Raw genomic sequence first — 20,627 nt, 5'->3', positions numbered from 1 at the left:
CTATGTTCTCCTTGAGTTAGAGCTACCAACTGTTCGTTGCTTTTTTTCACTAGGGGCCGAATACCGTGCCCGAAAACGCCGCCACGACGGTCATGGCGTAGATAAACAATACCCATCCGTAAACCGGTTGCAACTGGACGTGATACTTTTGCTCAAGTTCGGGCGTGGAGCCGGATTGCGCGATGGTTCCGAACGTGACCTGCGCAGGCGCGAAGCCGCGGTCCAGCGGCACAACGGAAAATCCGATCAGCCCAACCGCCACCAGCTTGACGGCAAGCCACAGCGGAGCCTCCAGCGCGGCCAGCGTTTGCGTTGCGGCAGCGAATGCCAGCGCGCCCACGCATAGCAGCAGGCTGAATGGCGTATTGGTCTTATGGAACAACGTCTCGGCGGGAGTTCCCGGGTTGAGAAAGCCGCGCCACATGATCAGGACCCAGGTCAGGCCGAGAATCCAGACCAACGCCAGCACCCAGGCGGGCACGCTGATGATCTCCAGGTTGGCGATTAGTTGCAGGCCGCTGGGGAAGATCAGCGCGTTGCAGGTGCGTGGAAGCCGGTCGAGCACCATACCCAGGCGCAGAACGCTGGCTCGGGTTTCCGTGCTGAGTGAAGAATCCTCGGACATTTTCGCGGCCAGAAACACGCCCAGGTCGGTGCCCAGCCAGAACACCCACAGCGAAACGTGGAAGAAAACCAATATCTTGTGTTCCAGCATCATTTGTTCTCGTCCTCCCCCATTTCCTCGAAGGGCGCCAGAACCTTGCGGATCAGCTCCGCATTGGCCGCGGCCCAGGCGGCTGCCTGCTCCGCATCCGGCTCGAAATTCTCGATTTCCTCGCGGCTTGCCAGCCCCTTCTGCAGAATCAGTGCCTCCAGACTCATCAGCCGTTCCCGCGCGACCCAGTGCTCAGCCATCAACTTGAGCAGGCTGGCCAGCAGCGCGTCGGTTGCAGGGTCCTGGAAGAAATGCTTGCGTCCGCCCTTGATGCGGCGGCTCAGCCGTTCCCCCAACGCCGCGTCCATATCAGCCCTGCTTCACCGAGCCGAAGCCGTACCAGAAGATCACGTCGGAAAGTCTTCCCGTGTCTTCCCCGAACTCCGGTTCAGCACCGGCCACGGCCTTGAATTCCTGCTCGTCGGTGTAGGTATAGCGCGGCATCACGCCCTCGAAATATCCGTCAGCAGGGAAGCCTGCGGCAACCGTTAGTTCGCGCGGGTCCTGGTCGCGGAAATCCTTGTAGAACGGCTCGTTGTTGTAATAGCTGTCCCAGTCGAGGTAGAACTGGTCGTAGGCCGCCATTCGGTCGTTGGGCGGCAATTCCATGTTCAGCAGCACGCCGCCGGGGCGCAGTACGCGATGCGCCTCGGCAAGGAACTTGCGGATCGCCTTGTTCGGTAGTTCGTGCAGGAACATCGAACTGAACACCACATCCACGGAGTTGTCCGGGAAGCGGATGTTCTCGGCGCTTTGCTGGTGGAAGTGGGCCTCAACTCCCATCGCTTCGGCGCGGGCGTGCGCATAGCGCAAGCAGGGCGCCGCCACATCCACACCATGCACTTCCGCGTCGGGAAACACCTGCTTCCAGGGCAGCGTGTTGTGCCCAATGGTGCAGCCCACATCAAGGATGCGCCGAGGTTTCGGATCGTTGATGCGCACCTTGTAGAAATTCGCCATCGACCAGCCGATATCGTTCAATTCGCTGCCCATCGCGCCGAACGCGAACACGTTCAGCCCCTGGTCGTAAATTGCGCCGGCGGCCAGGTCATCGCCGCCGTATTCGCGGTAATAGCAGCCTGGCATCAGGTGCACATCGACTGCCTCCACGTAGCGCGGAATCTCAAGCGTAGGGTCGAGCTCCAGCGTGCCGCCGGCGCTTGCCTTGTTCATCAGGCTCTTGCCTTTGGCGTTGAGTTGGCCGCGCTGCTGTTCCACGCTGTCCATCACCACGTCCCAGACCATCTGCTGTGCCGTGCAGCGCGCCGAAGAGTACGCTTTGAAGATTTCCCTGCTGCGCATGGCGCGATGCACGTCGGCGCCGTCGAATTGTTCGCTTGCAGCAACCTCCTTCACCTCTTCGCCAACGCCGGATTCGAAGTCCTTGCGCATGGTGGCGGCGAGGTCGTTTAGAACGTAGCCGCGCAGTCCGGAAACGAACCTCTCCCTGGCCCTGGCATCCCGATTGCGGTGCATGGCAAGCGCGTGAGTAATCGGTTGGATCATGACTGACTTCCCCCGTTGTGGTTACGGTCGATTGTTGCGGATTCGGGAAGAAAATGCAAAACGCATACAATTTCGCGCCGTGCCCGAACAAAGTGTTCATTCGCAGGAGGGTCTTCGCTGATGGCCGGAGCGCTCGACGGAATCCGGGTGCTGGAACTCACCAGCGTAGTGGCCGGCCCCTGGGCTTGCCAGTTGCTGGCCGACATGGGAGCCGATGTGGTCAAGGTGGAGCCGCCATACGGGGACTCCAATCGCGGCCTGGGAGCGTTCCGCAATCCCGGCATGGCCGCTCTTTATCTGACCTGCAACCGTAACAAGCGGGGCATAGTGCTGGATCTCAAGCAGGAGGCCGGCCGGGAAGCGCTGCTGCGCCTGGCGCGCGACGCCGATGTATTGATCCACAACAATCGCCCGGGCGTGATGGCGCGCCTCAAGCTCGATTATGAGGATGTGCGGGCGGTTAATTCACGGATCATCTATTGTGGCGCCTACGGCTATTCCAAGGACGGCCCGTACGGCGAGCGGGGCGCGCTGGACGACTCGATACAGTCGATTAGCGGTTTCGCCATGCTGCACGCGATGGTGCAGGGAGAACCTCGCTACGCGCCTACGGTGGTGGCGGACAAGACCACGTCCATTACCGTGGTCTATGCCGTGCTGGCGGCGCTATTTCACCGCGAGCGCACGGGCGAAGGACAATTCGTGGAAGTGCCCATGTTCGAAACCCTGGTCTCGTTCGTCATGGCCGAGCATCAGTGGGGCATGGTGTTCGATCCGGTGCTGGGCGAGGCCGGCTACAAGCGGCTGATGAGCAAGCACCGCAAGCCCTACAAGACCCTGGACGGATATATCGCGGTCTTGCCTTACATGGATCGGCACTGGGAAAAATTCTGCACGCTTGCCGAGCGCCCGGATCTGATCAATGACGAGCGCTTTCGTACGCTCTCTGATCGCGTGCGCAACATCGACGATACCTATTCCGAGACGGGACGCATTCTTGCTACGCGCACGACTGCGGAATGGATGGAGTTGTTCGCCGGCACCAGCGTGCCGGTCAACGCGGTGAATACGCTCGACGACCTGTTGCACGACGATCACTTGGAAGCAGTTGGCTTCTGGAGCGAAATGGACCACCCCAGCGAGGGCAAATTGAAATTGCCGGCTTTTCCGGTGAATTTCTCCGCCAGCCCGGCCAGCATTCGCCGCCATCCGCCCATGCTGGGCGAACACAGTGTCGAATTGCTGCGCGAGGCGGGCTATTCGTCCAAGCAGGTCAAGGACATGCTGAAGGCCGGGGTGACCCGAACCCCCGAATAGAACGCCGCCGCGCGGGACGCGGCGGCGTCTTGCCTGACTCGCTTTGGGTCAGAAGTCCTTGCGGAAATTCACCGTCCAGGTTCGTGGATCCTGCAGGTAGAGCCCGACGAAGAAGGAAGTGCCCTGCTCCCGGTCGGCGCAGTTCTGACACTCCGCGCTGATCGACCAATCCTGATCCAGATTGCTCAGCGTAATGGAGGCGGTAAGCACCGAGTAGCCGTCGCTAAGCGCGGTGGGCGCCCCGCTCGAGCCGATGCTGTGCTTGCCGATCTTGTAGACGAATGCGCTCGGCCGCAGCTCCCAGCCCGGGGCCAGCGGGATGTCGTAAGCCGCACCGGCGGTGACCGTGTAGTCGGGCGAACGAACCGGGTCCGCGATCTGCCCCAAGTCGTTGATCACGCCGGCAGCGCAGAAGGGACTCGCCGAGGGCGCAACCCCAGCCGCCAGGTCAGCCAGACACAGAGCCTGCTGGTCGAGGATCGAAGGGTTGAGCTCGGCATACTCGGCGTCCTGGGTGCCGAAATTCACGAACACCGTCAGACCATCAAGCAATGCTGCCGTGAGCTCGACTTCCACGCCCTGGTTTTCCAGCGACGCATAGTTTCGCGTATTGAAAGTCGGGGCCCCCGTTACCGGGTCGTAAACTGCCGAGGGCAGTTGGAAATCGGTTACGTCCGTCTGGAACACGGTGGCATTCAAGCGCAGTCGTCCACCCATCCAGTCGGATCGCACGCCGCCTTCATACGACCAGACCTTTTCCGGACCGAACACCTCGATGGCGGCCGGGTTGGTGCCGCGCGCGTTCCAGCCGCCCGATTTGAAGCCACGCGTGGCCGACGCATAAAGCATGAGGTCGCTATTGACGGCGTACTCCAGAGCAATGCGCGGCGTAGTGATCTTGGCGTTCTGTTCCAGCGGATAGCCCAGCGCCGCAATGTCGGCGGAACCGAAGCCCCAGGGCCAGGTGGGATTCGGCGTGTAGGCCAAGTCCTTGGTCTCGTCGGTCCAGCGGGCGCCACCGGTCAGGGTGAGCTGGTCGTTCAGGTGATAGTCAGCCTGCAGGTAGATAGCCAGCGCATCGGTGTCGTTTTCCAGCACCCGGTCGGCCAGCAGCAGGGGCTGAAAGCCGTTGAAGGCGCCGCCCACACCCAGTAGGTCGGCGAAGTCGGTGGTGTTTTCCTCGCTGATGAAGAATACGCCGGCCACGTAGTCGAAAGCGCCGCCCTCGGTGGCGCCGGTCAGCTTCACTTCCTGCGTGAACTGGTCGTGCTCTCCGGCGTTGGCGATGGTGAAGCCGCCGTAAGGCCGGCCCAGATTGAGGAAGTCCAGCGTAAAGTCGTGATCAAGGTAGCGCTGGCCGGTAATGATGTTGACCGTGCCGAACGCAGTGTCCAATTCGATATTGGAATAAAGCGAGAGCGAGTTGACCCAGTTGCCCAGCGGTCTGCTGGCCTTGGCGCCATGGATGGGGGTGGGCCAGGGCGGTGGCTGATCGGAGCGCAGCCCGGTAAGCGTGTAGCGTTCGTCTTCGTCCGGATCGTGGAGGTTCAGCAGGTTGGCGTGCTCAGTGTCCACATAGGCCACTGCGGCGTCCCAGGTCAGGCTTTGGCCCAACCAGCGAACCGCGGCGCGCACGCCGGCATTCTTCTCGTAGTTGATGCCGTCTTCGCCGGTGGTGCGGTTTTCGACGAAGCCGTCGTCGTCCATGGCGTAGGCCGAGAGCTTCAGCAGCAGGTTGTCCTGCACCGGGAAGTCCACGCTGCCGCGAAAGCGGACTTGGCTGAAGCGGCCGAAGCCCAGTTCCAGGTAGCCGCCAAGCTCTTCAGCGGGCTTCTTGAGAATCACGTTCACAGCGCCGCCGGTGGTGTTGCGGCCGAACAGGGTTCCCTGCGGTCCGCGCAGCACCTCAATGCGGTCGATATCGAACAGCGCGAAATTGTTGGCGTTCTGGCGGCTGATGAAGATGTCGTCAACATAGCTGCCCACGGGCGGATCAAAGGTGGGAATCGACTCGGTGTTGTTCAATCCCCGCAGCGAATACACGTTGGCCGAGCCCAGCCCGGTGTTGTTGCTGCCGATCAGATTGGGCACCAGTCGGGTCATGTCGAGTAACTCCGTGACCTGCAGCTCGCGAAGCTGCATGTCCGAGTAGGCGCTCACCGCGATCGGTACGTCCTGCACACTTTCCGCGCGGCGCTGGGCCGTAACGATTACTTCCTCGATCAACTCGTTGCCGTCCTGCGCCATCGCGGGCGCGATCAGGGCAGCGCCCAAGAGCGCACAGGCGGATTGGAAAATGGATTTCATCGGGAAATATCCCCTTGGTTTCAAAATCAGGCAGGCAATCTGCGCAAAATACCGCTTGCCTTGCCCGAGCAAAGCCTTCCGCGGACCGGGCTAGCATTATATATGTGGCATTGTCAGCTTTTGAACTTTGTCATGTCGAGCAATAGGAGCCATCCACACGCGAAAGCGAGGGAGTGCGCAGAGACTATCCACGGTTGGGCGAATAGCGCGGGCTGACAGCGGGCTGGCAAGCGGTGTCCGGGTTCAGACACATGTGGGACTGGTGCCGAAGTGATGGAGGGGTGGTTTCTGCTCTGATGGGGCGGGAACGGCGCAGCTCTTTTCCGCAGGGAGCGTAGCGACGCAAGGAAAAGAGGTGCGCCCCGGCGCTCGCCGGGGCGCGGGTTCGGTTAGCCTTTGTTTTTCGAACAAACAAAAAGGAGCCGAACCATGCAAATCAAGTCCCTGGGGATGAAACGTGTGCGCATGGACGATACCACGCCGGGCGATGCATTTGAGCGCTTACGCAAGATCGAGACCTATCGGGAGTTACGCGCAGAGGGGTGCGGCGAGGCCGCGGCTCTGCGCGCGGTCGGCTGGTCCCGATCCACCTATTACCGCTGGCAGGCGCGCTACCGTTCTCAAGGCGTGAAGGGGCTGGCAGCCAAAAGCCGCCGCCCGAGACGCACCCATCCCGCGCGCTGGACGCGGGCCCAGGAATGGGCCGTATGGCGGATGCGCAAGCACTATCCGTTCATGGGCAAGCGGCGCCTTAAGGTGATGCTGGATCGCGAAGGAATCCTCCTGTCGGAATCGACCATTGGACGGATCCTCGTCAAGGGCGTATGCCTGCGCCGGATCACGCCGTGCGCGTTCTGCCGCGGGCGGGTGACGGCCAAGCGAAGGCGCAACTTCGCCAACGGACACGCCCAGCGCTGGCGTCCCGGCGTGAAGGCCGCTCAGCCCGGCGAGTGGGTGCAGATCGATCACATGAGTGTGTCGCGCGACGGCGATACGCTCAAAGAGTTCAAGGCCGTCTGCCCGGTCAGCAAACAACTGGTCGTGCGCGTGTATTCCCGGGCTACCGCCAACAACGCCCGGCGCTTCTTGCAAGCAGTCCGAAACGAACTGCCCTGTCCGCTGCAATCCCTGCAAGTCGATGGCGGCGCCGAGTTCCGCGCCGAGTTCGAAGACGCCTGCCAGACGCTCCAAATCCCCCTCGCCGTACTGCCACCCAAAAGCCCCCAGCTCAACGGCGTCGTCGAACGCGCCAACGACAGCTCAAAAACCGAGTTCTGGAACCTCTACAGCGGACAACTCACCGTCAAGGACGCCGCACCCGCCTTGGCACAATACCAGCACTTCTACAACCATGTCCGACCTCACTACGCCCTGGACTTGCTCACACCAATGCAATACCTTCGAAAATACAGGACAGCCGAACACGCTCAGTCCCATATGTCGTGAACCGGTACAAGCGGTTTGACAGTGATTTGTTCAGTGGTATATTCGATCATGCAGATTCTTTCGGGGAAAGCCCTTGCCGGGCTTCCCGCTGAATGGAATAGCCCGGTTCATGCGCGGAAGGCGACGGCCTGATGCGTTGGGCAAATAGGTGGGGTTCATCTTCCCCGGAAGTTATCTGCAAGGCCCGGCGCTTATGCCGGGAATGCAGAAAACTAACAAACAAAGGGGAAGATTATGAACAAGTTCAAGCGTAGGCTTCAGGGCGGAATGCTCGTTTGTGTGGCGGCAGTTGGGATGCTTGTTCTGGGGATTTCCATCCAGGCGAGTGCTGGCGGCACTGACTTCTACTACATTTACGATCAGCCAGGCTGTCCTGGCAGTCCGAAGTGGGCGGGCAGCTACAGTGTGCCTTTGAGTGGGGCTGATAGACGTACAATTCAAGCGAGAGGAGGAACGCACTACGAGAGGGCTAGCAGTGCAGGTGTGTGCCGTGCAGTATGAAAATCAACCAGCCCCATGAAGCACAGGAAAGCTTGGGCATATGGGGCTATTCTTGGCGGTGGCGTGGTGGCGGCGCTTGCTTTTGGGGAGTTGTCGCGCAAGGTGGAGCGGGCATACAAGCCGGCTGGCGAGTATGTGCCGCCCACTCTTGCCGATTTGGACCGATGGAACGCAAACGATGTTCGCCGACACTTTGAAAGTCGGGGCATAGTGCTTCCGCAGGAGCTTCCAGGCATCACGCTGGCAAACGGTCGTTATTTCTCGCGTGAGGAAATATATGGCAACCCCTTGCTCAACGAACTGGGTTTGGGGCGCATGATTTATCGTGCGCCGGAGAGCACGGATGCCTCCGGCGCCACGGAGGACTTATCGCCTGACGAATAGCCGCTATGAAGAAGGCGAAAGGAAAAATCCTTCTTGCATTGGTATGCTGCGCCGGTGGTTTCCTGATTTTCTGGTCCATGACTAACGATTCTCTGCCCGATGAGGATCGTCTTACTTGGGACGACCCTGGGGCAATATTCCAAGGAGACGCGACATGGGCTGCAATGGAACCGATATTGCGACAGATGCCCCCCTTGCCGCCTGACGTAGAGGGAGTGCATTTGATGGGGGATAACACGGTTGTTCCGCGCTCCTACTTTGACAAGCCGCCAATACTCCGCCGTTTCTTTCCTCCGGAGAATGCCCCGGCTGACGAATAGCCGCTGCGCGGCCTTGAGGAAAGCTTGGAAATTTGCGGCCATTCTTGCAGGAAGTGTGCTCGCGGCGCTCGCTTTTGGGGAGTTGTCGCGCAAGGTGGAGCGGGCATACAAGCCGGCTGGCGAGGAGCATATGTCTCCCACGCTTGCTGACTTGGATCGTTGGAACGCTAACGATGTGCGCCGCTACTTCGAGGTCCACGGCATGTGGATTCCACCGGAATACCCCGGAACGACGCTGGCAAACGGTCGTTATTTCTCGCGTGAGGAAATATATGGCAACCCCTTGCTCAACGAACTGGGTTTGGGACGCATGATTTATCGTGCGCCGGAGAGCACGGATGCCTCCGGCGCCACGGAGGACTTACCGCCTGACGAATAGCCGCGTCGCGGAAAAGAGCGGGGCAAACTAGGGCTATGCCGCGTATTATTGGCCGCAGGACAGCCGGAGGGAGTATGGCGAACGCAGTGGCCAAGAGTTCTACGCCGCGGCCAGCCGGTTTGCCTGCCTGGCTGCGGTGGCGCTGGGAAATGGCCGCCTTGGCGTTAGGTGCTGTGATCTCGGTCTGGTGGTTATGGCCGCAGGAACCCGCGCCGCCGCCACCACCGCTTACCGCGCCCATAGTTCGAGGCGACATCGAAGACGCGATTGCGGCCTCCGGGCGCCTTATGGCCGCCGGTTTGGTGGATGTTGGCGCGCAAGTGTCAGGGCAATTGAAAAAGCTGCATGCAAAGCGCGGCGATCGTGTGCTAGCGGGCGACCTTTTGGCAGAGATTGATGACTTTGTGCAGCGGTCGCGGGTGGCTGCAGCCCAAGCCAGTCTGGAAGCGCTGGAGGCGGAAACCTATTCGATTGAGGCCGGCCTCAAGCTGTCGCAAGCGGAACTGGAGCGCCAGACGCGCCTGATGGCGGAGCGGGCCACCACGGAAGTCGAGTATGACCGAGCCTCGGTCAGCTTGGCGCAAGCGGAGGCAATACTTGCGCGGCATCTACTGTCCATTGAACAGGCTACGGCCAGCCTGCAGGAAGCGCAGGCTTTGCTGCAGTATGCCCGTATCACCGCTCCGTCCAGCGGTACCGTTGTGGAGGTGCTGGTGCGCGAGGGTCAAACGCTCAATGCGGCGCAAGTCACGCCGGTTATTCTTCGCATTGGCGAGCTGAGCACCATTCGGGTGGTTGCCAATATTGCCGAGCCGGATGTGGTGCGGCTGGCCCCCGGGATGCAGGCGTACTTCACTACATTGTCGGGCGGCACACGGCGCTGGTATGCCCGTCTTGAGGAGATTGCCCCTTTGCCGAATTCCGACGCAGTGAGTGGTGTGGCCCATTTCGACGGGCTGTTGGAAGTGGATAACGCCGACGGAACCTTGCTGCCAGGCATCGGCGCGAAAGTGTTCTTTCTCGTTGAATCAGCCCGCGGCATTCTGAAAGTGCCCTTGGGCGCTCTCACGTATTCCGATGGTTACGGCATGGTGAGTGCAGCGGGGCAGTACGCGCGATTCGACAGGGGCGAGCAAACGGCTGATGGGCTCACGCCAAGTGTCGAGGATGGCGGCGCGGCGCTTTCGGCAGCTTCCCCGGGGAACACAGGCAATGCCGATTCGCAGACGATAGACAGCCGCCCAACCGCCGCCCCGCTTTCCCGAACGGCCACCGTTCAGGTTTTTGGACAGGGCGGTCAGCTAGTTTTACGCGAGATTCGGGTCGGTAGGAGCAATGCGGTAGAAGCAGAAGTTCTGTCGGGCTTGGCGGAAGGCGAAAGGGTGGTCGTCGGAGTGTCTGGGCGTGGAACAGCAGGGCAAATCGGGGGCCTGAGCCGCGGGCGCTAACCCGTGGCGACGCACCAGCGGTCAATATGATGGAGTCGTCCGCGCCACTGATCGCGCTAACGAAGGTTGGCCGCCTTTATCGGACCGGTGGCGCCGAGGTACATGCGCTGAGGAACGTTTCGCTGACCATCAGCGCGGGCGAATTCGTGGCGATCATGGGGCCTTCCGGCTCCGGGAAAACCACGCTGATGAACATCATCGGCTGCCTGGATCGTCCAAGCAGTGGCCAATACTTGTTCCAGGGAAAAGCTCTGGAGCGTTACTGCCCCGATGAGCGGGCCCGACTGCGCCGCGAGGCGTTCGGGTTCGTATTTCAGAATTACAACCTCTTGGGCATGGCCTCGGCCCGAGAGAATGTCGAGATGCCGGCTGTCTATGTGGGAACGCCCAAATCTAGAAGGCGTACACGCGCGGAGCAACTGCTGAACGTACTGGGATTGTCACATCGCATGGAACACCAGCCGGGCGAGCTTTCCGGAGGCGAGCAGCAACGTGTGGCGATTGCACGCGCACTGATGAATGGCGGGCGCGTGGTGCTGGCGGACGAACCCACCGGGTCCGTGGATTCTCGCACGGGCCGCGAGATCATCTCGCAGTTGCGCTCGCTGGCCGAGCAGGGACACACGGTGGTTCTGGTTACTCACGATCCGGATGTGGCCGCCCAAACCCGACGGTGCATCCGATTGCTGGATGGAAGAGTGGTGGAGGATAGCGGTGCAACCGAGGACACGCCCCGACGCGCGGCCCGGTCGCCGTATCAGGGCACGGCGCTGCCGACGGGTCGGCTTGCCTGGACAACATCGCTGCGTGAAGCGGGCCGCGCCGCCTTGCGTACGCTTCGCGGCAATAGGTTCCGCACGGCCTTGACGCTCCTCGGCATCGTGATCGGAGTGTTTTCGGTAACTGCCATGCTCGCCGTGGCGGAGAATGCCCGCAAGCAGATGCTGACGCTCATGAACAGCCTTGGCGGCGAGAACCTGACGGTTACGCCAGGAATGGACGCGAACCAGGGCGTCCCGGTCCAGTCCCTTACATTGGCCGATGCCGAAGCCATTCGGGATCAAGTGCCTCAACTGGTCTCTGTGACGCCAATCATGCGCGGCGGGGGCACGCTGGCAGCGGGCGGCGAACAGGCCTATGTTCTGATTTCGGCTCTGCCCGGCTGGGCCGTCCCAGGCCTTGGGCAGCGATTGGAGCAGGGCGTGTTCTTTACGGATGCGCAAAGCGAAAGCTACGCTCCCGTGGCAGTCGTAGGCCATGGCCTAGTTGACGCACAGTCTGGACCGCAAGTGCGTTCCGTAGGGCAGCATGTGCTCATCAATGGTGCGCCGTTTCAGGTGATCGGTTTCCTGAGACGCGTCGAGAATGCGGGATTTTTGCGCGGCGGTACGGCAAACACCGTATATGTGCCGCTGCATACAGCCGCGGCGCGCTTGTTTGGCCGGGATTATCTGGATTCGATTCAGGTCGTTGTGGAAGGCCGGGACCATGTTGACGCCGCTATAGGGCATATTCACGCCTTGCTGACCCAGCGCCACGGCGCACAGGACTTTCGGATTCGGAATGAGGCGGAGTTGCTGGCAGTCCAGGAGGAAGCTGCCGACATCACACGGCTGCTGCTCGGCGCCATAGGCGCCATTTCGCTGGTGGTTGCTGGTATCGGAGTGATGAACATCATGCTGGCTAGCGTGGCCGAGCGCACTCGCGAAATTGGCTTGCGCATGGCCATCGGGGCGCGTCAGCGAGATATTTGGCAGCAATTCCTGTGCGAGGCGGTTGTCGTTTGCGGATTCGGTGGATTGATCGGGTTGCTGCTTGCATTGGGTCTGGGAGGCGCGGTGAGCGGTCTTGGAATTTCCGCAATGGCCTTCACGCCCCCGATCCTCTTGATCGGTTTATCTTGCGCTACCCTTACGGGCCTGTTGTTCGGTTTCGCGCCGGCGCGGCGGGCGGCGAAGCTGGACCCGGTAGTGGCGCTGGCGGCGCAATAGCCCTTAGCGCAAAAGGGACTTCCGAGTGCTGGCAACAACGTTCGGCGCCGCATTGTTAGGGACGCAAGAAAGCGCCCCGCTTTTAGAGCACATGAAGTGTCCGGAGTTGCGTTTGCATTGACTGCGCCTTTGTGCCAGTATTTCGAGCCTGCTCCTGCAAGGTCGCCGTCCGTCGGTTTTGCGGGGCAAATTTCCTGCGGCAGTAGAACCGGCGAGTGGCTCGCCGAGGTTGGAGCATCAAGGGAGGCCATCAGGTGCTGAAATTCATCGAGTACGAAAAGTCCGCCGAAGCGGAGCAGTGGATTCGGGACGAAAGCGCGGAACAGGAGAAGCGCTACGAAACGATCGTCAAGGAAATGGACGACCTGTCCGAAGAGCGTGACGAGTGGGTGGAGAAGTTCTTCGAGCGCATCCAGACACGCGGCTTCAACGTTCACTACGACAACCGCCGCGCCATACCGGCGGAGGAACTTCCCAAGCGTCCTGACCGGCCGTTCAAGGTCGTATTTTAGAAATAAGGGAGCAAACTGATGGGCCGTCCACATATCGAACCCTACGTAGAAACCCAGGTTCCCTTCCGGCGCATGACCCTGCCCGGTTTCGGGAAGGGAATGCATTACAAAGTCCTGAGCATGGACTCCGAGACCGGTGCCTGCTCGCTGGTGGTGAAATTCGAATCCGGTTATACCCTGCCCCCGGGCATGAGCTACACCGAAATGGAGCTCTATGTCGCCGAAGGCAGTCTGCAGTTCGGAGACAAGACCTTCGAAACCGGTCATTACCTCTGGCTGCCCCCTGGCGTTTCCATGCCCGCAATGAGCGCTCCGAATGGCGCGCGCTGCCTGATGTTCTACAACTACGGCGAGCCCAGTTTCGTGGAGTCGGATGAGGATCACCCCCGCGCGGAGCGTCACAAGCTCACGAGCGTCAACGCACTGGAGGACATCGTTTGGGGTCCGGCCAATGTGTCGCCGTCGGTGGCGCCGGGCTGCTTCGTGAAAGTCCTCAAGTTCGACCCGCTTACCCACGGGTTCACGTTCCTCTACTGCATGACGGCCAGCTTCTGGCAGGACAACATCTCCTACCACGACTGTATGGAAGAGGGTTACCACATCTGGGGCACGTCTTGGATGATGCAGTTCGGCTATCTGCCCACGGGCGGTTATTTCTGGCGCCCGCCATGGATCAATCATGGCGCGTTTCAGAGCACGTATGGCTGTATCGCCATCGGTCGCACCGATTCCCAGTTGCACAACTACTTCCATTTCAATCCGTGGACCACGCCTGAGGAGAACCAGGAGCGTGCGGCAGCGCAGTTGTACCGGCAGAAGCGGAATCTCTATGAGTGGGTGCGGGCCCAGGATGGGCATAACCACCCGCACGACTTCGAGCATCCCCACTACCGCGACGAAATCCACCATCACGATCACGACTGATTTGAACTAGACCCGGCAGGCGCGCGACGCCTGTCGGATTATTGCCAATTGGTTGGCGGCCATGCCGTTCGGTTCGCCTTCTGGCGCGGGTGGTTTGTCCGAGGCAGCCCCCGTAAGTCCTGCAATGATGCTTCGCCTCCGCATATTCGCAGCTTTCCCGCTTATGGCGCTATTCGCGCTGGCGTTTACGCCCGTCTTTGCGAAGACTTCCCAGGAAGAAAAAGCCGCGCCTACCCATTGCGTTGTGCTGCTGCATGGCATCGGCGGCTTCGGGCTGATCCTCAAGTCGATGGAGTTGGGTCTTGAGGAACAGGGCTACCGGGTTGCAAACGTCAGCTATCCCTCATTGGTGGAGCCGATAGAGAAGCTTGCGGCCGAGGCCGTCGAGAAGGGCTTGGAACGCTGCCACGCGGAGGGTTTGTCGAGGATTCACTTCGTGACCCACTCCATGGGCGGAATTCTTGTTCGCCAATATCTCTCGGAGCGACATATTGCAGGTCTTGAAAGGGTGGTGATGCTGGCGCCGCCTAACCAGGGCAGCGAACTGGCGGATTACGTGGGTGCGAGTCGCCTGAGCAAGGTATATGAGCCGAAAGCGCTGGCGCAATTGGGCACCGGCGAAGGATCGGTGCCGCGCCGCCTGGGTGCTCCGGAGTTTGAACTGGGAGTCATTGCGGGCGTCCGCAACAGGCGCGCGCTTTTGCCCGGTACACCCGCCGAGCCTAGCGACGGCGTCGTATCCGTGGAGGAGACCAAGGTTGCCTCCATGAAGGACTTCCTCGTGGTACCGGTCACCCACACGACCATAGTCTGGAACGAGGAAGTTCGGCGGCAGACCGTTCACTTCCTGCGCCACGGTCATTTTGATCATGACGTCGCGGACTAGCGGCGATCATCCCGGTTTATTTCACCGCGTCGCAACGGTTATGCTTTACGCATCCCTCGTTGTTTGCGCAACAGGACTGATGTCGGCTGTTGGGGCCGTTTAGGTGGGAGAAAACCGATGACGAAACGCATTGTGCTGGCGGCGCTTGCCGCGGGAATTCCGTTTATTGCGCTGCCAGCGGCGGACGCGCAGGAGCTGTCGCTGGAGGAAATAGTGGTTACGGCCCGCAAGGTCGAAGAGAATCTGATGGAAGTGCCACTGGCCGTTACCGCATTTTCCGCCGAGGAACTGGAATCGATCGACATGGCCGAGTTGACTGACATCCAGTTGTACACGCCCAGCTTCAGCTTTACCAATCAGCAGGGCGGTTCAGGCCGCAACGACCGCTCTTCCAACGCGCTGGTGTTTCGAGGCCTCTACCTGAACATCAACGTGGGCGTAAACGCCGGCGGTCTGCTGTTCATCGACGGCGCCCCGGTGGTGGGCGGCTACTCGCCAAGCATTGTGGACACCGAGCGCGTCGAGATACTGAAAGGCCCGCAAAGCGCCTATTTCGGCCGCTCGACCTTCGTCGGCGCCTTGAACTTCGTAATGAAGGAGCCCGGCGATGAATTCGGCGGCCGTTTTTCCACCGACTTCGCCAAATTCGGGTCCAACGAACAGCACTTGATGCTTGAAGGCCCGATTGTCGAGGACACCCTGTCCGCGCGTGTCAGCGTGCGGCGCTGGCGGCAAGGAGGGTATATCGACAACTTTGCCGATCCTTCGGACGAATTGGGCGAACGCACAACCAACTCCGTCGCTGCCTCTATCGTGTTCACGCCGTCCGACTCCCTGAAAGCAAAGCTGTTCGTGAATTATTTTGAAGACGAAGACTGGGCCGCTACCCAATTCGCGCTCAAGGAAGACTCATTCAACGGCCGCGGCAACATCGACGGGACCTGCGATCCGCTCAGCGCGCCGCTGCGAGCGGGCGTGGAACCGGGTTCGCGCGCGGCCTTCGGTTATGTGTGCGGCGAATTGCCCAGCATGAGCGAACTGGACCCGGCCATCTTCTCGGCCGACACCGTGATCGATTCGATCCTCGAAAAGACCCTGTTCGATCCGAACCCAAACTGGCTCGTATTCGATCCCGACTTCCATCGCCAGCCCGGACTCAGACGGGAGGCGTTCCAGACCAACCTGCGCATTGATTTCGAACATTCCTCCGGTTATTCGTTTACGTCGCTCACGGCGTTGCATACCGACAGGAACCAGAACATCATCGACCTCAATTACCGGGATGGCCGCTCACGCGCCAATCCTTTTGCCCCGCTGTTCATCGGCGTGCTGGGCCGCACCGATGTGCGCCCGGACTGGAACACCACCCTGGCGATTCAGAACGAACAAGAAGACTGGAGCCAGGAATGGCGGCTAACCTCGCCACAGGACAAGCGTTTTCGCTGGGTGGGAGGCTTCAGCTACTTTGATGCCTACTCGCCCGGGCAATCCGTCTACGGCAACCTCATCGTCGGTCCGACTTTCGTATCGGCCATCGTGGAACGCGAAGTGGAAACGCCGGCCGTGTTCGGCGCCGCCTATTTCGACATCACTCCCCGGCTGACCTTGAGCGCGGAGGCGCGCTATCAATGGGACAAGATATCGGAAAACACGCTCATTACCGAGCAGCAGGTTCCACCCGAAACGCCTCTGGTTTTCAGCGCGACTTTCACGAGCTTTGCTCCGCGCATCTCGCTGGACTACAAGTACGCTGATAACTCGACGATATATGTGCTGTTTTCCCGCGGCTTTCGCCCGGGGCGCTTCAACGCGGTGCTGGCCGATGCAAGCCAGCCGGTGCTGGATGCGCTCAGGGCCGTGGCTCCGACAGCCAGCCTGAACATTCTTGAAGAGAAACTCGACAACTACGAAATGGGCTGGAAAGCAACGTGGCTCGGCGGCCGCGCCCGAACCACCCTGGCTATCTACTACGACGAGTGGCTGAACGGACAGGTGGGCAACAGCATTCCCGTGGTTGCCGACGGCGTCGCCAACCTGATCAACATCGTGCTCAATAACGGCACGGCGGAACTGCGCGGCGTCGAATTCGAAGGCCAACTGCAAGCCACCGAGAACCTCACGCTCTCCGCTTCGTACGGATTGAACGACACCGAGGTCCAGTCCTTCGTGTGCGGAGATTGCAACCTGGTTTACGGCAGCTTCGACGGCGTGGTGGGCAATGAGCTGCCGAGCGCGCCGCGAGTTACCTGGACTGTGTCCGGCCAGTATGAAGACAATCTAACCGCAAACTGGGACTGGTACGGTCGGGTGGATTGGGCGCACCAGGGCAGCCGCTACACGGACTTCTCCAATATCGCAAAGACGGCACCATACGACAACGTCAATATCCGCGTCGGGGCTCGCAGCCAGACTTTTTCGGTGGAGGCCTTCGTGCAGAACGCATTGGACCACGACGAATTTCTGCAGGGCGCTCTCGGCGTTGACTTGTTCACCTTTATCTCCGGCCCCAACAAGAACGAGGTCCGGGTATCGGCGTCCATGCCGCGCAGTTACGGCATCCGCTTCGCCTACAACTTCTGAGCCAGCAGCCAGTGCGGCGCAGGCTATAGGGCCTCGCCTTGGTTCGCAGTTAGCTCGCTTGCGGGCTGGCGCTGTTGCAGACCAGCGCCTGTCCCGCGGGCGGGCCACACAAGCGGCCGCCGTTGAACACCATGGAACCGTTGACGAACGTGGCGTCAACCCGGGCTTTGAAGCGATGCCCTGCAAGGGGCGACCAGCCGCACTTGTAGAGCAGACTTTCCGGAATCGTGTGCTGACTACCTCCGGGGTCCACTAACACGCAGTCTGCGAAATAGCCCTCCCGCAGGAATCCGCGGTCCGCGATGCCGTACAAGCGTGCCGGCGCGTGACAAGCTGCTTCCACGACACGCTCTACCGTGAAGCAATCCTGGTGCGCCAGGTCCAAGAGCATCAGCAACGAGTGCTGGACCAGCGGCAACCCCGCGGGCGCGTCCGCGTAGCCTGCGGACTTTTCCTCTTCGGTGTGCGGCGCATGGTCGGTGGCGATAACGCTGATGCGTCCATCACGCACAGCCTCGCGCAATGCCTGCCGGTCGCTTCCGGACTTTATCGAGGGATTGCACTTGATGCGATTCCCGAGCCGGTCGTAGTCGGTATCGTCGAACCAGAGGTGGTGAACGCAGACCTCGGCCGTGATACTTCCGCGGTCGGACAGGTCTTGCGCGGGATCGAACAATTCGAGTTCCCGGGCAGTGGTCAGGTGCAGCACGTGCAGTTTCGCGCCATGCTTTCGGGCCAGGCCGACGGCCAGACTTGAGGAGCGATAGCAGCAGTCCGCGTCGCGGATTTCGCGGTGCGCGCGCGGAGGAATGTCTTGCCCGTACTTGCGCCTCGCACGTTCCAGGTTCTGTTCTATCTGTAAACGGTCTTCGCAATGGGTTGCGATAAGCACCGGACATTCGGCGAAGATGCGCTCCAGCGCCGCGGGGTTTTCCACCAGTAGATCGCCAGTGGAAGGGCCCATGAATACCTTCACCCCGCAGGCTTCGCTGGGCTCCAGTTGCCGGATTTCGGAAATATTACTTTCGGTTGCGCCGAGGTAGAAGGCGAAGTTGCCGTAGGCGCGGCCGCGAGCGGCAGCATACTTGGCGGCCAGCCTTTCGCGGGTCACGGTGGCCGGCGAGACATTCGGCATGTCCATGAAACTGGTCACGCCGCCTGCTACTGCCGCCGCCGATTCCGTTGCGATATTGCCCTTGTGTACGTGTCCCGGCTCGCGGAAATGGACCTGGTCGTCGATCAGTCCAGGAAGCAACCATTTGCCGGCCGCGTCGAGTTCCCTGGCCCCCGCCGGCGCTCTGAGCGCGACGCCGATCCGTTCTATGCGCTCGCCGCGGATAAGCAGATCGTGCTCGGTACGCGTGCCATCGCTTATCAGCGTCGCGTTGCGAATCAGCAGATCGCCGCGCCCTTGCGCGGCAGTGGATGTCACAGGACTCCTTCCCTGGCGAGACGCTCGATATCGCGTTCCAGCCGAGCACGAAACTCGCCCTTTTCCGGAATTCGCACCTTGCCCTCGTTGTCGAGCAGCGGTCTTCCCGAATTCATGACCTTCTCGGCATAGGTGGATGCGAAGGCCTGCATTGGCACTCGCGCCAGCGTATTGGTCATGCCCGGCATGCGCCGCCGGGCGCGCAGGCCCGCCAGGTCGATGCTCGCCTTGGCCACCATGCTTTCGTCGCCGGTCGCCGCTTCTGCCAGCACGTGGCCTTCGAAGTCCACGATCTTCGACATCCCGGTGCAGGAATGCGAGGGAATCGGGATGTCCTTGAGCCAGGCCGAATTGGCGCTTACCACGTAGGCGACATTCTCCACGGCTCGCGAGCGCCGCGCGAGTTCCTTGCCGGTGGCGCGATTGCTGCCCGCCTCGCTGGTGGAATGCACGAATACCTCGGCGCCCCGCACCGCATGCGCGCGGGCGATTTCCGGGTAGAGGATTTCTTCGGAAGCAATCGCCGCGAGGCGCCCGATTGGGGTGTCTGCGACCGGGAAAACGCCGTCCAGTCCGTAACGATCGAGGAACGCGTCCCAGACATCGAAGGGCGTGGGCGCATTGAGCGAGATCATTCTTCGATAGCGAAGCGTCACATCGCCTGTCGGACCAATCACGAAGCAGGTCTGAAAGAACAGCTCGGGGAATGCGGGATCGACTTCGTAGCAATTGCCGGCAAGATAAGCGTCGTGGTGTTGCGCAATCCGGCTTAGTTCTTCGTACTCCGGCCCGTCCTGCTTCAGCGCCGCAAGTTCCCGCCATTGATCTATGGTCGATCCCATCGGGAAACCGGTCAGAAAGTACTCTGGCAGCACGATCAGTTTCGGACTCTCGCCCAAATACTGAATCGCAAAGCTGCAGCTTCCCGCCACCGCCCGCTCCGCGTGCCGGAGGTTCTCGCGCATCCGGTCGCGCGCCTCCTCGCGGCTGCCGCAGAAGCTCACGCAGCGCGTGCCGATCTGCAGCGCCAGCGCAATATATCGATCCAGCGTAGCCATGCCCACATTATGGCCGCTAACCCGCGCCTATGTAACCCAGGACGCGCAAACAGCCAGCGTGCCGCGCAGCGGAACATTCTGAAAGTAACTGAGGCCGAAGCTGTGTCTCGAGCAGGCCAAGTCAGCATGCGTTCCGCAGCCGGCGCTGTTAGGATGAGGCGAAAGACCACTATTTCTCCGCAGGTAGGCGGTAGCAGGCTATGCACTCGGTAATAGCTGACAAGAAGCGAGAATTGGCCGAAATGTGTCGGCGCTACGATGTTGCGCGTCTGGAAGTGTTCGGGTCGGCCGCGCGCGGCACGGATTTCGATCTCGAAAACAGCGACGCCGACTTCCTCGTTGAATTCGATCCCAGCAGCAGTCTGCCGCCTTTCGACCGGTATTTCGGTCTCGTCGAGGAATTGCGGGTTGTTCTGGGTCGCCCCGTGGATCTGGTTGAAGCCAGGGCAATTCGAAATCCTTACCTGCGTTTAGCTATCGACAAGTCTCGCGAGCTCGTTTATGCAGTCTGATCCTCGCGTTCTGCTGACGGATATCGAACAAGCCGGCGCTGACATCGAATCGTTTACCCAAGGCATGAATTCTGCGGAATATACAGTCGATATGCGGACCCAGGCTGCGGTTGAACGCAAGTTCGAAGTCATTGGCGAGGCGATTAATCGTCTGCAGAGGCTTCACCCCAAACTTGCCGAGAGAATCCCCGAAGTGCGGAAAATCGTGGACTTTCGTAACGTATTGGCCCACGGTTACGATCACGTGGTGCCCGAACTCGTTTGGGACTACACCCAAAACCATTTGCCGCAACTACGTCAAGTTGTGAATGCGTTGCTTGACGAACTGGCGTTGCCCGCGCCGGACGCATGAAATCCGGACAACTTGTATAATTTCTGAGTCGAGCGTACGGTCGCTTTTTTCGCGGGG

19 protein-coding genes are annotated in these 20,627 nt (G+C 60.7%); 13 read left to right on the top strand and 6 right to left on the bottom strand.

Going from position 1 to position 20,627, the window contains the following annotated elements; genetic code table 11:
* Positions 1–49: 49 nt before the first annotated feature.
* From ACWCOO_RS10460 to ACWCOO_RS10450, 3 genes are read right to left on the bottom strand one after another with little or no spacing between them, the layout of a single operon-like run.
* Complete coding sequence (locus tag ACWCOO_RS10460) at positions 50–718, bottom strand: hypothetical protein (protein WP_446830915.1); 669 nt, start codon at positions 716–718, stop codon at positions 50–52.
* On the bottom strand, positions 715–1,023 hold the full coding sequence (locus ACWCOO_RS10455; RefSeq protein WP_446830914.1) for a hypothetical protein: 309 nt from the start codon (positions 1,021–1,023) through the stop codon (positions 715–717). The genes ACWCOO_RS10460 and ACWCOO_RS10455 overlap by 4 nt, the downstream gene beginning before the upstream one ends.
* A 1-nt stretch (position 1,024) precedes the next feature.
* Positions 1,025–2,221 carry a methyltransferase domain-containing protein gene (locus ACWCOO_RS10450; protein ID WP_446830913.1) on the bottom strand — a complete coding sequence of 399 codons (1,197 nt, stop codon included), beginning with the start codon at positions 2,219–2,221 and terminating at the stop codon, positions 1,025–1,027.
* Between the two features lie 120 nt (positions 2,222–2,341).
* On the opposite strand from ACWCOO_RS10450, the gene ACWCOO_RS10445 reads away from it, so the two are divergent.
* Entirely contained in the window at positions 2,342–3,538 is a 1,197-nt protein-coding gene (locus ACWCOO_RS10445) for a CaiB/BaiF CoA transferase family protein (RefSeq protein ID WP_446830912.1), read from the top strand.
* Between the two features lie 48 nt (positions 3,539–3,586).
* Here the strand turns inward: ACWCOO_RS10445 and ACWCOO_RS10440 are convergent, their stop codons facing one another.
* Positions 3,587–5,845, bottom strand: coding sequence for a TonB-dependent receptor (locus tag ACWCOO_RS10440; RefSeq protein WP_446830911.1), 2,259 nt, complete (start codon positions 5,843–5,845; stop codon positions 3,587–3,589).
* A 429-nt stretch (positions 5,846–6,274) separates the two neighbouring features.
* On the opposite strand from ACWCOO_RS10440, the gene ACWCOO_RS10435 reads away from it, so the two are divergent.
* The 10 genes from ACWCOO_RS10435 to ACWCOO_RS10390 all read left to right on the top strand — a co-directional run bounded on the left by ACWCOO_RS10435 (position 6,275) and on the right by ACWCOO_RS10390 (position 17,216).
* A complete protein-coding gene (locus ACWCOO_RS10435) occupies positions 6,275–7,291 on the top strand; it encodes a helix-turn-helix domain-containing protein (protein ID WP_446830049.1) in 1,017 nt (338 codons plus the stop codon).
* A gap of 516 nt (positions 7,292–7,807) precedes the next feature.
* On the top strand, positions 7,808–8,176 hold the full coding sequence (locus tag ACWCOO_RS10430) for a hypothetical protein (protein ID WP_446830910.1): 369 nt from the start codon (positions 7,808–7,810) through the stop codon (positions 8,174–8,176).
* Positions 8,177–8,181: 5 nt separating this feature from the next.
* On the top strand, positions 8,182–8,496 hold the full coding sequence (locus ACWCOO_RS10425; protein ID WP_446830909.1) for a hypothetical protein: 315 nt from the start codon (positions 8,182–8,184) through the stop codon (positions 8,494–8,496).
* A gap of 55 nt (positions 8,497–8,551) precedes the next feature.
* Positions 8,552–8,875, top strand: a complete 324-nt coding sequence (locus tag ACWCOO_RS10420; protein WP_446830908.1) for a hypothetical protein — start codon at positions 8,552–8,554, stop codon at positions 8,873–8,875.
* A gap of 74 nt (positions 8,876–8,949) precedes the next feature.
* The gene (locus tag ACWCOO_RS10415; protein WP_446830907.1) at positions 8,950–10,323 is read left to right on the top strand and encodes an efflux RND transporter periplasmic adaptor subunit; all 1,374 of its coding nucleotides are present in this window, start codon (positions 8,950–8,952) and stop codon (positions 10,321–10,323) included.
* 26 nt (positions 10,324–10,349) lie between these two features.
* Positions 10,350–12,314 (top strand): ATP-binding cassette domain-containing protein, encoded by a 1,965-nt coding sequence (locus tag ACWCOO_RS10410; protein WP_446830906.1) that lies wholly within the window; start codon positions 10,350–10,352, stop codon positions 12,312–12,314.
* Between the two features lie 254 nt (positions 12,315–12,568).
* Positions 12,569–12,826, top strand: a complete 258-nt coding sequence (locus ACWCOO_RS10405; protein ID WP_446830905.1) for a hypothetical protein — start codon at positions 12,569–12,571, stop codon at positions 12,824–12,826.
* A gap of 18 nt (positions 12,827–12,844) precedes the next feature.
* Entirely contained in the window at positions 12,845–13,750 is a 906-nt protein-coding gene (locus tag ACWCOO_RS10400) for a DUF4437 domain-containing protein (RefSeq protein WP_446830904.1), read from the top strand.
* A 124-nt stretch (positions 13,751–13,874) separates the two neighbouring features.
* Positions 13,875–14,636 (top strand): esterase/lipase family protein, encoded by a 762-nt coding sequence (locus ACWCOO_RS10395; RefSeq protein WP_446830903.1) that lies wholly within the window; start codon positions 13,875–13,877, stop codon positions 14,634–14,636.
* 117 nt (positions 14,637–14,753) lie between these two features.
* Positions 14,754–17,216 (top strand): TonB-dependent receptor, encoded by a 2,463-nt coding sequence (locus ACWCOO_RS10390; RefSeq protein WP_446830902.1) that lies wholly within the window; start codon positions 14,754–14,756, stop codon positions 17,214–17,216.
* Positions 17,217–17,265: 49 nt separating this feature from the next.
* Here ACWCOO_RS10390 and ACWCOO_RS10385 read toward each other — a convergent pair whose 3' ends face one another.
* Together ACWCOO_RS10385 and ACWCOO_RS10380 are read right to left on the bottom strand one after the other, a co-directional pair.
* Positions 17,266–18,648 (bottom strand): dihydroorotase, encoded by a 1,383-nt coding sequence (locus ACWCOO_RS10385; protein ID WP_446830901.1) that lies wholly within the window; start codon positions 18,646–18,648, stop codon positions 17,266–17,268.
* Positions 18,645–19,706 (bottom strand): nitrilase-related carbon-nitrogen hydrolase, encoded by a 1,062-nt coding sequence (locus tag ACWCOO_RS10380; protein ID WP_446830900.1) that lies wholly within the window; start codon positions 19,704–19,706, stop codon positions 18,645–18,647. Before ACWCOO_RS10380 ends, ACWCOO_RS10385 begins: the two co-directional genes overlap by 4 nt.
* Before the next feature lie 200 nt (positions 19,707–19,906).
* On the opposite strand from ACWCOO_RS10380, the gene ACWCOO_RS10375 reads away from it, so the two are divergent.
* On the top strand, positions 19,907–20,218 hold the full coding sequence (locus tag ACWCOO_RS10375) for a nucleotidyltransferase family protein (RefSeq protein ID WP_446830899.1): 312 nt from the start codon (positions 19,907–19,909) through the stop codon (positions 20,216–20,218).
* Positions 20,208–20,570, top strand: coding sequence for a HepT-like ribonuclease domain-containing protein (locus tag ACWCOO_RS10370; RefSeq protein ID WP_446830898.1), 363 nt, complete (start codon positions 20,208–20,210; stop codon positions 20,568–20,570). The genes ACWCOO_RS10375 and ACWCOO_RS10370 overlap by 11 nt, the downstream gene beginning before the upstream one ends.
* Positions 20,571–20,627: the final 57 nt, after the last annotated feature.

The sequence above is a fragment of the Candidatus Foliamicus sp. genome (assembly GCF_965221325.1).
Lineage (GTDB): Bacteria > Pseudomonadota > Gammaproteobacteria > Steroidobacterales > Foliamicaceae > Foliamicus.
This window is presented reverse-complemented; position numbering and strand designations above follow the sequence as displayed.